Origin of the sequence: Pedobacter albus, assembly GCF_036324255.1 — a bacterium.
Classification (GTDB): domain Bacteria; phylum Bacteroidota; class Bacteroidia; order Sphingobacteriales; family Sphingobacteriaceae; genus Pedobacter; species Pedobacter albus.
Genome location: NZ_JAZDQT010000003.1, coordinates 28,264 through 40,490 on the forward strand (window position 1 = coordinate 28,264; position 12,227 = coordinate 40,490).

A 12,227-nucleotide genomic window follows, 5' to 3' on the forward strand; every position below is an offset into this window, starting at 1 on the left:
TTTTATAAAAAGTTAGTTTGGTGATAAAAGGCTAAAATAGAATTGTGTCCTTGCAAAGGAAATCGCCAAAGGCGAATGTTACACTCTGATGACAAAACTAAATCCTTCGTTTAAGTTTGAGCAGCTTGATGAGGTTTCGGTTGTTGCGCACAATTTCTACCAAAATGGTGCGGCCATCGTCAGACTTGAACAGCTTCGAAATATCTTCCAATGAGTACTCCTGGATAAAGCGCATATTGAGCGAAACAATCTCGTCCTGCTCTAAAAATCCAGCCTTTTCTGCGGGCGACCCGGGTTCAATGCGACCGATAAAAACATGCTTTTTGTTGTTGGGGTCCATGTATACCTCAATGCCCGACATGTCGTGCTCAAAAGGAGTGTTGTAGTTGGCGTTGGGTTTGAGGTACATCGAAAGGCCGGGGTAATCGAAAACCACGGTAAAGCGCTTGAGCACTTCGGCCCCCAAATTGCCGTCGTTTTTGTCGTAGCCCACCTGTTTGGCTAAAGCCTCATAGGCCGGAAAGCCCGAAAGGATATTTTTAAAGGAATATTTGCCCAAAGTAAGCGAGGAGAGCCTTCCCATGCTGCCATTGATTACCCCGCTTAAACCCACGCCCAAATTGGCCGAAATGGTGTCTTTCGGGATCGGAAAAGGCTTGCCCGCCAAGGCATACATCGATAAGGGGTGGCTGGCGCCGCAATCTATAATCAGCTTTACCCTTAAAGGTTGTTGCTGAGCTCCTCCAAGGTCTGCAAAAAGATAAGGCCGGTTGTTTTCGATGAATATCGGGATTTGCTGCCCTCTTTTCTTCACGTTTGCGCTAGGCAACGAGAAGCTGAGCCTGCTGGCGCTGTAATTTACCTTGACCACAAAGCTGTTGAAAAACGGATAGCCGATGAGGCCGTATATTTTCTGCCCCAGGTAACTCGAGAGGTCAAAAATATCTTTCTTTAAAATAGCGGTTGGTACATGTGCGGCGCTGGCCTCCGAAATCTTTACGCTGACATCGTTGGTTAAAAAGGCATCTATTTCTTCGCCTTGGCCAAAGCCATACACTTTAATGGTCCTTGGATTTTTGATCTTTAAAGTATCTAATAGCCCCGGATCGGTAATAATCAGCGAACCTACGCCGGTATCAAGAATGAAATTGTAAGGCCCTTTGCCGTTGAGGTAGAGCGGCACCACAATCAGGTTTTTGATTTGCTCAAAGGTTAAAGCGTCTTTTTTGCGCTTCCCTTCAAAAACAAAATTTTGGGCATAACAGGCATCCGCCAACAACGTTTGCAGTAGAATTGAGCCAGAAAAAGCAAATAGTAGGTATATTTTTATTGCCCGATGCCAATATTTCATAAAACTAAATTAATAAATTAGGACGCACATTTTTGCTATAGCCCAATACTTAATGGAAAAAACCAGTTTAAAGCTGTTTACCTACCTCTTGTTCTTTTTTGTTGCCTGCCAATTGGCCTGCACGCCAAACCGGATTATTTCAAGAAAAGTAAAAAAAGAATTTCAGCATTCCGAATTGATCAAAAAATACCAGGTTGGCTTCGCCTTGTACGATATGGACAAAAAAGAGCTGCTTTTTCAGAAAGATGCCGATAAGTATTTTACACCGGCCTCCAATACCAAGCTCTATACTTTTTATGCCGGCCTGAAAATGGCTCCCGATTCCATTCCCTCGCTGCGTTATGTAGAAAGGGGAGATTCGCTTATTTTTTGGGGAACCGGCGATCCTTCTTTCCTGCACTCGCAACTGAAGGGAACCAAAGCCTATAATTTTTTAAAAAACAGCAGCAAAAAACTGTTCTTCGCCCCAGGCAGGTATACCGGCAATTTTTATGGCAACGGCTGGCAATGGGATGACTACAACGAATATTACCAGGCAGAGATTAACGAATTGCCCTTGATGGACAATATGGTGCTTGTGAGCACAACAACCAACGGCCAAATCAAAATCACGCCCGAGATTTTTGCCAGTTGCTTTGCTGTCGACAGCGCAAGCCAGGCCAAGGCTTTTAAGGTTACCCGCGATTTTAACAGCAACCATTTCACTTATCCTAAAGTGCCTATCACCACCAAAACCGCGCAACAGGTGCCATTTAAAGTGAATACCGCCACTACGGTAAACCTTTTAGCGGATACGTTGAATAAATATGTGGGGGTAATTAACCTCAAAATGCCAGCTAACGCCAAAACCATTTACAATGTGAAAAGCGATTCGGTGTTTAAGCAAATGCTGCAACCCAGCGATAACTTTATTGCCGAACAGTTGCTGCTTACCTATGCCGATCGGGTTGGTGAAGAACTGAATACGGCCAAAATCATCGCCTACATCGACCAACACTACTTAACCAGCTTGCCCGACAAGCCGAAATGGGTTGATGGTTCGGGCCTATCGAGAGGGAACCTGTTTACGCCTAGAGATATGGTGAAACTACTCGAACTGATTTACACCGAAGTAAACAATAAGGAAAAGCTGTTTGGTCTATTGCCCGCAGGAGGCAAAACGGGCACTTTAAAAAATGCCTATCCCAAAACCGATAATCCTTTTGTTTTTGGCAAAACGGGCAGCCTGTCTAACAACCATAACCAAAGCGGTTATGTGGTAACCAAAAAAGGTCGGGTACTTATTTTTTCTTTCATGAACAATAATTTTGTGCAACCAACGTCAGAGGTGAGGAACGAAATGGTGCGGCTGATGACCTATATCCATGAGAATTTTTAGAATCGAAAAGATGAAAAGCTATTTATTGGGCCTGTTGCTGTTGTTGGGCCTTAAGGTTTCGGCGCAAGACCAGCTCATTTACCAAAGCAAAAACCTGCCCAAGGCTGATACGACCTGGGTGTTTAAGCCCAAAAATTACAATCAGCAAGATCGATTTCCCGTTATTTTCCTGTTGCACGGCTATTCAGGCAATTATAAGCAGTGGAACAACATTATGGATGCCCAAAAATACGCCGATCAGTATGGCTTTATCATTGTTTGTCCCGATGGCCTGTTCAGCAGCTGGTACCTCAATAGTCCGGTAAAAAAAGACTGGCAGTTCGAAACGTTCTTTTTCAACGAATTGTATCCCGATATTCATAAAAAGTATAAAACAGACGGCCAAAACGTCTTCGTCACCGGCCTGAGTATGGGTGGGCATGGCGCCTTGCACCTGTTTATCCAGCGGCCCGAATTGTTTGCCGGTGCAGGTAGTACCAGCGGGGGGATAAAATTGTCAGATGGATTTGGTAAGTTTGGCTTGGGAGATTTATTGGGAAACCCGCCGCTAACAGACGAGGCGTGGAAAAAATATTCGGTTATCGATAATATCGGGCAATTAAAAGGCAATGCCAAGCCCATTATTTTCGATTGTGGCGCCGACGATTTTTTCTATGCCTCAAACAACGAGCTCAAGCAAAAATGCGACAGCCTGAAATTAAATGCTACTTACATTTCTCAACCCGGAGCACATCATAAAGCTTACTGGGCAAAATCTATCCGCCAGCAGTTTGAGTTTTTTAAAAATCAATTGAAGTAACCGCATGAAATTAAAAAATCTACTCCTCATTTGTTCCCTAGGTCTTTTTGCATTTGGCGCTTGTAAGAAAAGCGATAGCCAGCCAGCCGAATCGGACAACAATACGCCACCAGCCGTTACCCCAACACCTTACATACCCGACAACAGCTTTAAGATCGTGGCCTATATGCCGAGCTATAAAGATCCAGAAACGGTCGACATTAGCAAGTATAAGATGATTACGCATTTGTTTTATGCCTTTTTAGAAATCGATGCCGCGGCCGATGGTACGCTAAAAGCCCTGTCGCAGCCAAGTCGATTTGCTACGGTAATGCAAAGGGCCCGGGCCAACAATGTAAAAGTGGGCATTTCGGTTTCGGGTAGCAGCGCCTATTTTGCCACGATGGCCAGTTCGGCAACCGCAAGGACCAAATTTGTAACCAACGTGGTTAATTTTGCCAAAAACAACGACCTTAATGGAGTAGATATCGATTGGGAATATCCAAGCACTTCTGGTTCCGCACCTTCGGCCGACAATTTTACCCTGTTGATGAAGGAGCTTTCTACCGAACTGCATAAAATCAACAAGTTTTTGAGTGCTGCGGTTACTCCGGCGGTATATTCCGGTGGCATTAGAGAGGGCATTAAGCCAGAAGTTTTTCAATATGTCGATTTTTTTAACATCATGCAGTACGATGGCCCAGGTTACGATCAGGCCGAGCCTTATCAGCACGCTTCATACAAAATGAGCGTAGCCAGTTTAGACCAATGGCTAGGGGTAAAAGGACTGCCTAAAGAAAAAGCCATTGTGGGCTTGCCTTTGTATGGCGAAAATTCAACAGGTTCGGCCAAATCCTACCGCGATATCGAAGCGGCCGGAGTTGATGTAACGGGCAATAGTGGCATGGTAGCTGGTGTAGAGTATTGGTTCAATGGTATCAACCTTATCAAACAAAAAACGCAGCTGGCCAAAGACAGGGCCAACGGCATTATGTTTTGGGAGTTTTCGTTCGATTCGAATACGACCAAATCATTGATCAGGGCGGCAAACGACCAATTGGGAAGAACCTATTAATGCCAAACCAAAACGTGTTTAATCAGTTGCAGGGCGCATTGGCCCCAAGCATTGAAGTAGCCGGAAAAAGCTATCTCTATTTTGGGGGAACGGCTTATTTGGGCATCCCGAATAATGAAGCCTTTTTGCGCAATTACGTACGGGGCCTTGAACAATTTGGCTTGAACAACGGCTCCAGCAGGAACAATAACATCCAGCTGGGCATTTACAACGAAGCCGAAAAACACTTGGCTAAAAAATTCGGTGCCGAAGCCGCTTTGCTTAGCTCGAGTGGTTACCTGGCCGCGCAGCTCGTGGTTAAAAACCTGAGGAATTGGGGCCAGATTTGCTATGCACCGGCTTGCCATCCGGCATTATGGTTGGACCAAGAACCCCAAACAACAGGGACATTTAGCGCTTGGGCTGAAACTATTGTCGATACCATTAACCGAAGCAAGCAGGAGCAATGGGTGCTCATCAGCAATTCGATGAACAACCTCTTTCCAGAGATTTATGACTTTTCGTTTGTAAAGCAGATCAGCTCAAGCAAGCGAGTGTTGCTGATTGTTGACGATTCGCATGGCCTGGGGCTCAATAACAAAGGGCTGGGCGCATTTTCGGCCTTGCCTGTAGCCAATCACATCGAAACGGTTGTGGTGGCTTCTATGGCCAAGGCATTGGGGGTAGATGCGGGGTTGGTTTTGGGGGCTGAAAAAATCATCAGCAAGCTGAAGCAAAGCAACGAGTTTCTGGGCGCTTCGCCGCCTGCGGCAGCTGGGCTTTTTGCCTTGATGCAGGCCGACGAAATTTATGAAACAGAACTCAATAAGCTTCAACACCTGACCAAACGTATGGCCACTGCGCTGGCCGGTAAAAAAGGCTGGCATTTTATCCCCGAATTTCCTGTTTTTTTCTGCAAAAATGCAGAACTTAGCCAACAGTTATTGGCCAAGAACATCCTGATTTCTTCGTTTCCCTATCCCGATAAGGATGGCGAAATCATCAATAGGATTGTGCTGAGCAGTTGGCATAGCGAAACAGCCATTGAAGAATTGATAAACGCATTATAATTTTGAAGATGAGAACCTTTGTATTGATATTTTTAGCGGTTTTGTTGGGGCAACAGAACCTGAGTGCTCAAAAAACTGTGAAGATCTGGATAGTGAGGCATGCCGAAAAACAAACGGACAACCCGAAAGACAACGATCCGGATTTGTCGCCCGAAGGAAAAGTGCGTGCAAGCGACCTTTTCAAGTATCTAAAAGGACAAAAACTCGATTCGATTTTTACTACGGCCTATAAAAGAAGCAAGTTAACGGCTTTTCAATTGGCCGATAGGGAAGGTATTTCGCTTAAAACCTATAACCCTAACTATCAGAAAGAATTGGCCAAGCAACTGATGGCCAACGCCAAGGGCAAGAAAATATTAATTGTAGGCCATTCTAACACGTTGCTCGAACTGATTGAAGCCTTTGGGGGCACCAGGCCAATAAAAGAGCTTACCGACGACGATTACGACTATATCTTTACCCTCACCGTTAAGGGCGACAAAGCCGATGTGAGCGTAGATCATTACGGTGCCGAACATCATACCAAACAGGAAGTCGCAGCGAAACCCAAATCATAGTTTCTCAGTTTTTTATACATCCGAGATCAAACCTGATTTCACCACCTAAGACACCTTAGCTATTGCTTAAAGTTAAGGCTGTTTTTCCCTCGTCTAAACTTGTCAAGCTGATGCGTCAAGCCTTAGCTGTTCTTAGGCGTCTGAGGCGGTAACACAATTAAAGCCTAAATTTTAGTTTCACCACCTAAGACGCCTCAGCTGTTGCTTAAAGTTGAGGTTTGTTTTTCTCGAGTTTAACTTGGTAAGCCGATGAAGCTCAAGTCTTAGCCGTTCTTAGGCGTCTAAGGCGGTTAACCCCATTAACGCCGAAACTACATTAGTCGATGGATTAGAGGCCGAAATTTTAGTTTCACCACCTCAGACACCTTAGTCATTGCTTTAAGTTAAGATTTGCTTTTTCGCGTTATTGCTAAATAAACACGGGTTGTTTAAGCCGTCGTTATTTTTAGGCGCCTAAGGTGGTTGAACCCGTTAAAGCTTTTCAAATGGAATATCCATTAAATCATATTCTTGCCAACCATTAAAATCGAAATGCCACCACTCGTTGTAAATTACCTTAAAGCCATTAGCCTGCATAGTAGCAATCAAAAAATCGCGGTTTTTAATTACGTTGGCAGGCAGTTTTTGGTAATGTGGGGCGGCCTCGGGTGCAAAACTGTCGTAAGGCGTGGGCATAGGAACATCTTTGCCGGTTTTTAAGTCGATAATGGTTAAATCAACGGCACATCCCCGATTATGTTTGGAGCCTTTATTGGGGTTGGCCACAAAATTCTTATCGCTTGCCTTTTGATAAAAAGCCACGGTAATGGCATAAGGCCTGTAACCGTCGAAAATCTTTAAACCATAGCCTTTTTGATTAAGAACCGCCTGTATCTTTTTCAATTGCTCAACAACCGGCTTGCGCGCAAAAGCACGCGCCTGCTTATACATCACCTGTTGCATAAAATTGTTGGTGGTAGCATACCTGATATCGAGCACAACCGAAGGAATGGCCTTCTTGATCTCGACCAGCTCGTTATTGGGATGAGTCCTTAAATCGGCCTTGTAGGTTTTATAGTCGCTCACAATGGCCAGTCCGTAAGGGTTTTGCGCATTTTTTTGGGCGCAGGAGCTCAAGCAGGCAGCCACCAAGGCCAGGGATAAAAGTCTTTTCATAATTATTGATTGGCCACCACCAGCAATTCCAAATCCTTGAATGGCAAATTATACATATTGGCCAGGTCTTTATTGGTTAAATGCCCATGATAGCAGTATAGTGCTTCGCGAATGCCCGGCCTGTTCCAAGCCATGTTCATCAAGCCTCCCATTTCGCCAATATCAATCAAAATAGGCGCAAAAATGTTGGTCAGGGCATAAGAAGCCGTTCTTGGTACCCTCGAGGCAATATTAGGCACACAGTAATGGATCACGTCATGCTTGATAAAAACAGGATCCTTGTGGTTGGTTACTTCCGAAGTTTCGAAACAGCCACCCTGGTCAATGCTAACATCAACTACCACCGAATGAGGTTTCATGCGACTAACCGTTTCTTCCATTACCAAACAAGGGCTGCGGCCATGTTGCGAACGGATAGCGCCAATCACCACATCACAAGTGGTAATGGCCTTAGCCAACACAATAGGTTGCATAACCGAGGTAAAAACGCGACTGCCCAGATTGTTTTGCAAACGGCGAAGCTTAAATATCGAGCTGTCAAAAACCTTAACTTCGGCACCCAACGAAAGCGCCGTGCGCGCGGCATATTCGCCCACGGTTCCGGCACCCAAAATCACGATTTCGGTAGGGGGAACACCCGTAAATCCGCCCAACATCAGGCCCTTGCCACCAAAAGCGGCACTGAGGTATTCGGCCGCAATAAAAATAGAAGCCGCACCTACAATTTCGCCCATGGCACGCACAACGCTTAGCACATTGCCTTCGTCGCGCAGGTTTTCAAAGCAAAGCGCATTGATTTTTTTATGGAGGATGGCCTTGAGGTTGGCCTCTTTAAGCGTACCGATTTGCAGGGCCGAAATGAGGGTTTGCCCTTTGTGCATCAAACCTATTTCTTCTAAGGTTGGCGGAGCGATCTTTACAATAATATCGGCTGCATACACGTCTTTCTTGCTGAAAGAAATCTGCGCGCCCTGCTCGCTATAGTCTTTGTCGGTAAAGTTGGCGCCGTTGCCAGCGCCCGATTCGATAACCACCTGATGCCCATTGTTAACCAAAAGAGCTACCGATAAGGGAGTAAGTGCTATTCTGCACTCTTGAAAAGAAATCTCTTTGGGAATACCGATGTATAAACTGTTGCTCTTCTTGTTCGTTTCTAACATTGACTCTTGGGGTTGCATCAAGCCTCTTTGGGCTATGGCAGCCATGCCTTCACGTAATCCTGTAGCCATGATAAATTGGGTAGTTTTTATTTAGGTGCTTGAAGTTACGGAAAATCTGCGAATAGCTCACTATGAAATACATAGAAAAGAGCCGGTGTTGACAAAACCAGTAAAGCCGATTAGGCGCCAATATGCTCCAAATCGAAGCGGCGCTGTTCGCTGCCCGTAATGGAGATGGCTACCTTAATGTAACGGTCTGGCAAAAGCTCTTCTACTTTTTGAGGCCACTCTACCAAACAATAGCTGCCGCTATAAAAATATTCTTCATAGCCGATATCGTAGGCCTCCTGAAGGTTTTTTAAACGGTAAAAATCAAAGTGGTAAACCGGACCCGCCACGCTGTCGTATTCGTTAACAATAGAAAACGTGGGACTGCTCACCACATCGGTGATGCCCAACGCTTGACAAAGGGCCTTGATAAAAGTGGTCTTGCCCGCGGCCATATCGCCTTCAAAAACAAAAAAACGTTCGCCATTGGCAAAATGGAGCAACTTTTCGGCCACGTTAGGTAATTCGTTGAGGCTATTGATGGTGATGGAGTTCATGGTGCAAATTTAAGGTTCGAAGCGTAAAGACCAAAGCTTAAAGTCGATAGTCGGAAGTCAATAGCCCATGGTCTGATAGTCCATCGTTCGATAGCTAAAGCCACGAACACTAAAAACAATTTAACAATTGACCAATAAGCTTCTTAGGCGTCTAAGACGGTAAAAACTCAACTAATCCTACACATTACCTCGAACTATACGTCACCACCGGAATAATCATTTCCTCCAACGAAATACCCCCATGTTGGAAGGTTTCGTTGTAGTAGTTCACAAACTGGTTATAGTTGTTCTGATAAACGAAGTATTGGTCTTCCTTGGCAAAAATGTAGTTAGAACTGATATTGATTTTCGGCAATTGCGCCTCGTGTGGGTTTTTGATCAAGAACACTTCCTTCGGATTAAAATTAAGGTTACGGCCCTGTTTATAGCGCAGGTTGGTATTGGTATTCCTATCGCCGATAACCTTGCTTGGATGCTTTACCCTAATGGTGCCATGATCCGTTGTAATAATCAGTTTTACCCGTTTTTGGGAGATTTTTTTAAGCAAGTCTAACAAAGGCGAGTGCTCGAACCACGACAAAGTCAAAGAACGGTAGGCTGCGTCGTCGTTGGCCAGTTCCCTGATCATCTGCATATCGGTACGCGCATGCGAAAGCATATCCACAAAGTTGTAAACCAAAGCGTTAAACTCGTTTTGCATCAGGTTGTTTACCTGCTCGGTTAGTTCCTTGCCTTGGTCAAAAGTAAGCACCTTGTGGTAGCTGAATTTACAGTCTTTACGCAGGCTGCGCTTGATCTGTTCGCCCAAGAATGTTTCTTCGTGCAGGTTCTTGCCCCCCTCGTCGTCGTCGTTTTGCCATAGCGCCGGAAAACGTTTCTCCATTTCCAAAGGCATTAATCCCGAAAAAATGGCATTACGTGCATATTGCGTAGCCGTAGGCAAAATACTCGAATAAGTATCTTCCTCTTCCAAACGGAAATATTCGGTAATCAGCGGATTGATGATTTTCCATTGGTCGTACCTCAGGTTGTCTATCAAAATAAAAAATACCGGGGTAGTGCTGTTGATTAACGGAAAAACCTTCTTTTTCAACAGCTCGTTCGACAACAATGGCGATTCGCCCTTGCCGTTTACCCAATCCAGGTAGTGGTTTTCAATAAATTTGGAGAACTGCATATTGGCCTCCGATTTTTGCATGGTCAAAATCTCATGCATCTGCGGATCATCGAGCTTTTCCAGCTCCAGCTCCCAAAAAACCAATTTTTTATAAACTTCTACCCATTCCTCATAGCTCAGCTTATCGTTTAAGGTCATGCCCAGGCGTCTAAAATCCTGTTGGTAGGCCGACGAAGTGCGCTCGCTCACCAGACGTTTGTTGTCGATGATTTTCTTGATGGTTAACAAAACCTGCTTCGGATTAACCGGTTTGATCAGGTAGTCGTCTATTTTCGAACCGATGGCGTCTTCCATCAGGTTTTCTTCTTCGCTTTTGGTAATCAGCACCACAGGTACGTCAGACCGGATGTTTTTAATGGCAGAAAGTGTTTCCAGTCCGCTCATTCCGGGCATGTTCTCGTCTAAAAAAACAAGGTCGAAATGTTCCTTTCCAAAGGCTTCCAACGCATCGTTGCCATTGGTAAACGTAGTTACCTGATAGCCTTTTTCGTTCAGCAACAGAATATGTGGCTTCAGCAAGTTGATTTCGTCGTCGGCCCATAGAATTTTGGTTTCCTGCATTATATCTATTTTTTATGTAAATTAATTCCATTAAAAGCGCTAGGCTTTTTACTATCGATAAAAATAGCAATTTTTGTACCGTATAATTTAATTTTGAGAATTGAATAAAAAGAAAATAATAAACGACCCGGTGTACGGCTTCATCAGCATCCCATCGGCGTTGATTTATGACCTCATTTCCCATCCGTATTTTCAGCGCCTAAGGTATATTAAGCAGTTGGGAATGACCCATTTGGTTTACCCAGGCGCATTGCATACCCGTTTTCACCATGCGCTGGGCGCCATGCATCTGATGGGGCTGGCTATAGAAGTGTTGCGTAGCAAGGGCCACCACATCAGTGCTGAAGAGGAAGAGGCGGCTACCATCGCCATTTTGCTCCACGATATAGGACACGGTCCTTTTTCGCATGCACTCGAACATACGCTCATTACGGGCGTGATGCACGAAGACATTTCGATGCTGATGATGGACCAGCTGAACGAGGAGTTTGAAGGAAGATTGACTACCGCCATCAATATTTTCAGGGGCAATTACCACCGTCGCTTCTTTTGCCAGTTGATTTCTGGCCAATTAGACCTCGACCGCATGGACTACCTGAACCGCGACAGCTTTTTTACGGGGGTAAGCGAAGGGGTGATCAGTTTCGACCGCATCATTAAAATGTTCAACGTGGTAGACGATCAGCTGGTGATTGAGGAGAAAGGCATTTATTCGATCGAAAAATTCCTGATTGCCCGCAGGCTGATGTACTGGCAGGTTTATTTGCACAAAACTGTAATTGCCGGCGAGCAGCTGTTGGTTAAGATCTTGGAAAGAGCCAAAGAGCTGGCCTCTGGCGGTGTTGAGCTTTTTGCCACGCCGGCCTTGCAGCATTTTATGCAGAACGACATTACCGAGCTCAATTTCTTTGAAGATGAAATCCATTTGCAGCAGTTTGCGAAGCTCGACGACCAGGATATTTACGCTTCGGTAAAGGTTTGGGCCGATCACGACGACCCGATTTTGTCGCGTTTGTGTCAAATGCTCAATGCCCGCAAGCTGTATAAGGTAGAGATCAGCAATGCCGAACCTGCCCCCGAAAGGATAGCCGCGCTGGCCGACAACACCATGCTGGCCCTGCATTTGGACGAAGACGACGTCGCCTATTTTGTATTTACCGATACCATAAGAAACAGGGCCTACAATGCAGGCAATAGCAATATTAACATCTTGATGAAGAATAATGAGCTGGTAGATATTGCAAAAGCCTCGGATTTATCTAACTTAGAATCTTTGGATAAGACGGTAAAAAAACATATTCTTTGTTACGTGAGAGGCATTTAGCATTTTTTAACAAAATTTAAGGGCACAAAAGGCGTTTTTGTCTTATCCTTGTAACAA

11 protein-coding genes are annotated in these 12,227 nt (G+C 44.9%); 6 read left to right on the top strand and 5 right to left on the bottom strand.

The window, feature by feature from the left end; genetic code table 11:
- Positions 1-97 precede the first annotated feature (97 nt).
- Positions 98-1,351 carry an aspartyl protease family protein gene (locus tag VRU48_RS15175; RefSeq protein ID WP_330108772.1) on the bottom strand — a complete coding sequence of 418 codons (1,254 nt, stop codon included), beginning with the start codon at positions 1,349-1,351 and terminating at the stop codon, positions 98-100.
- Between the two features lie 52 nt (positions 1,352-1,403).
- On the opposite strand from VRU48_RS15175, the gene VRU48_RS15180 reads away from it, so the two are divergent.
- Genes VRU48_RS15180 through VRU48_RS15200 form a run of 5 tightly spaced genes read left to right on the top strand, consistent with a single transcriptional unit; the run spans position 1,404 to position 6,188 of the window.
- Complete coding sequence (locus tag VRU48_RS15180) at positions 1,404-2,729, top strand: D-alanyl-D-alanine carboxypeptidase/D-alanyl-D-alanine-endopeptidase (RefSeq protein WP_330108773.1); 1,326 nt, start codon at positions 1,404-1,406, stop codon at positions 2,727-2,729.
- Between the two features lie 10 nt (positions 2,730-2,739).
- Positions 2,740-3,528 (top strand): alpha/beta hydrolase, encoded by a 789-nt coding sequence (locus VRU48_RS15185; RefSeq protein WP_330108774.1) that lies wholly within the window; start codon positions 2,740-2,742, stop codon positions 3,526-3,528.
- Positions 3,529-3,532: 4 nt separating this feature from the next.
- Entirely contained in the window at positions 3,533-4,582 is a 1,050-nt protein-coding gene (locus tag VRU48_RS15190; RefSeq protein ID WP_330108775.1) for a glycosyl hydrolase family 18 protein, read from the top strand.
- The gene (locus VRU48_RS15195) at positions 4,582-5,631 is read left to right on the top strand and encodes an aminotransferase class I/II-fold pyridoxal phosphate-dependent enzyme (RefSeq protein ID WP_330108776.1); all 1,050 of its coding nucleotides are present in this window, start codon (positions 4,582-4,584) and stop codon (positions 5,629-5,631) included. The genes VRU48_RS15190 and VRU48_RS15195 overlap by 1 nt, the downstream gene beginning before the upstream one ends.
- Positions 5,632-5,639: 8 nt before the next feature.
- Positions 5,640-6,188 (top strand): histidine phosphatase family protein, encoded by a 549-nt coding sequence (locus tag VRU48_RS15200; protein ID WP_330108777.1) that lies wholly within the window; start codon positions 5,640-5,642, stop codon positions 6,186-6,188.
- Positions 6,189-6,659: 471 nt separating this feature from the next.
- Here VRU48_RS15200 and VRU48_RS15205 read toward each other — a convergent pair whose 3' ends face one another.
- The 4 genes from VRU48_RS15205 to porX all read right to left on the bottom strand — a co-directional run bounded on the left by VRU48_RS15205 (position 6,660) and on the right by porX (position 10,846).
- Entirely contained in the window at positions 6,660-7,343 is a 684-nt protein-coding gene (locus VRU48_RS15205) for a M15 family metallopeptidase (protein ID WP_330108778.1), read from the bottom strand.
- A gap of 2 nt (positions 7,344-7,345) precedes the next feature.
- Positions 7,346-8,572 carry an alanine dehydrogenase gene (locus VRU48_RS15210; protein ID WP_330108779.1) on the bottom strand — a complete coding sequence of 409 codons (1,227 nt, stop codon included), beginning with the start codon at positions 8,570-8,572 and terminating at the stop codon, positions 7,346-7,348.
- A gap of 110 nt (positions 8,573-8,682) precedes the next feature.
- Positions 8,683-9,108, bottom strand: a complete 426-nt coding sequence (gene tsaE / locus VRU48_RS15215; protein ID WP_330108780.1) for a tRNA (adenosine(37)-N6)-threonylcarbamoyltransferase complex ATPase subunit type 1 TsaE — start codon at positions 9,106-9,108, stop codon at positions 8,683-8,685.
- Between the two features lie 184 nt (positions 9,109-9,292).
- On the bottom strand, positions 9,293-10,846 hold the full coding sequence (porX, locus tag VRU48_RS15220) for a T9SS response regulator signal transducer PorX (RefSeq protein ID WP_330108781.1): 1,554 nt from the start codon (positions 10,844-10,846) through the stop codon (positions 9,293-9,295).
- A 100-nt stretch (positions 10,847-10,946) separates the two neighbouring features.
- On the opposite strand from porX, the gene VRU48_RS15225 reads away from it, so the two are divergent.
- Complete coding sequence (locus tag VRU48_RS15225) at positions 10,947-12,170, top strand: HD domain-containing protein (RefSeq protein WP_330108782.1); 1,224 nt, start codon at positions 10,947-10,949, stop codon at positions 12,168-12,170.
- The last annotated feature ends 57 nt before the right edge of the window (positions 12,171-12,227 follow it).

What these genes read in the sequence shown, in the direction of transcription:
- VRU48_RS15175 (WP_330108772.1), bottom strand. Translation starts at nt 1,351, where the DNA reads ATGAAATATTGGCATCGGGCAATAAAAATATACCTACTATTTGCTTTT.
- VRU48_RS15180 (WP_330108773.1), top strand. Translation starts at nt 1,404, where the DNA reads ATGGAAAAAACCAGTTTAAAGCTGTTTACCTACCTCTTGTTCTTTTTT.
- VRU48_RS15185 (WP_330108774.1), top strand. Translation starts at nt 2,740, where the DNA reads ATGAAAAGCTATTTATTGGGCCTGTTGCTGTTGTTGGGCCTTAAGGTT.
- VRU48_RS15190 (WP_330108775.1), top strand. Translation starts at nt 3,533, where the DNA reads ATGAAATTAAAAAATCTACTCCTCATTTGTTCCCTAGGTCTTTTTGCA.
- VRU48_RS15195 (WP_330108776.1), top strand. Translation starts at nt 4,582, where the DNA reads ATGCCAAACCAAAACGTGTTTAATCAGTTGCAGGGCGCATTGGCCCCA.
- VRU48_RS15200 (WP_330108777.1), top strand. Translation starts at nt 5,640, where the DNA reads ATGAGAACCTTTGTATTGATATTTTTAGCGGTTTTGTTGGGGCAACAG.
- VRU48_RS15205 (WP_330108778.1), bottom strand. Translation starts at nt 7,343, where the DNA reads ATGAAAAGACTTTTATCCCTGGCCTTGGTGGCTGCCTGCTTGAGCTCC.
- VRU48_RS15210 (WP_330108779.1), bottom strand. Translation starts at nt 8,572, where the DNA reads ATGGCTACAGGATTACGTGAAGGCATGGCTGCCATAGCCCAAAGAGGC.
- tsaE (WP_330108780.1), bottom strand. Translation starts at nt 9,108, where the DNA reads ATGAACTCCATCACCATCAATAGCCTCAACGAATTACCTAACGTGGCC.
- porX (WP_330108781.1), bottom strand. Translation starts at nt 10,846, where the DNA reads ATGCAGGAAACCAAAATTCTATGGGCCGACGACGAAATCAACTTGCTG.